Origin of the sequence: Noviherbaspirillum sp. ST9, assembly GCF_048799745.1 — a bacterium.
Taxonomy (GTDB): domain Bacteria; phylum Pseudomonadota; class Gammaproteobacteria; order Burkholderiales; family Burkholderiaceae_D; genus Noviherbaspirillum.
On the sequence record NZ_JBLWFR010000149.1, the window covers coordinates 1 to 591 of the forward strand.

The window sequence follows — 591 nt, forward strand, 5'->3', positions numbered from 1 at the left end:
ATCCCTCGCACTTGCCGCCAGGGCCTTATTGAACACAGATCTAACCACCTATCAGCATGCCAACGAACGGTTGTTTAGCCGGCTGCACCCTCCTCAGTTTGCTGACCCCGACAAGGAGGCCCTTTTCTGGAGCTGCAACTCGATGATGAGGCAGGTGTTTTATCCTCCCGAAGGGAAATGCAAGTACAATTATTATGTGTTTTCACGGGAGCCCACCTGGGGATGGGGGCACGGAGGACAGGTCTTTCATGAGAGCATCAGCATGCTGTCTTATCTCTATCTCGATCCCGAAGGAGCCATGAACTCGCAGCGGGTCTTTTCCGAAAGGCAGTACCCCAACGGGTATATTAATTACCGGACCGGTCCATATCTTGATGAAGTGATTGAGTACGGCGGGAAGCTTACTACATCTGCTCCATGGTATGCCTGGCTTAACTGGGAGATATACCATCACACCCGCGACCGCAAGTTCCTTCAGGAGATGTATGAATCCTCAAAAAAACTATTTCGCTTTATTGTTCAGAACCGTGACACTGATGCCGACGGGCTGTGTGAATGGAACGGAGAGGCAATCCTCGAGGCTGTGCGCGA

Annotated in this window: 1 protein-coding gene; it reads left to right on the plus strand. The window is 51.6% G+C overall.

All coding sequences use genetic code 11. From position 1 onward, the window contains the following. The coding region (locus tag ACNOHI_RS25250) for a hypothetical protein (RefSeq protein WP_420477476.1) at positions 1–591 on the plus strand (591 nt) is incomplete at both ends.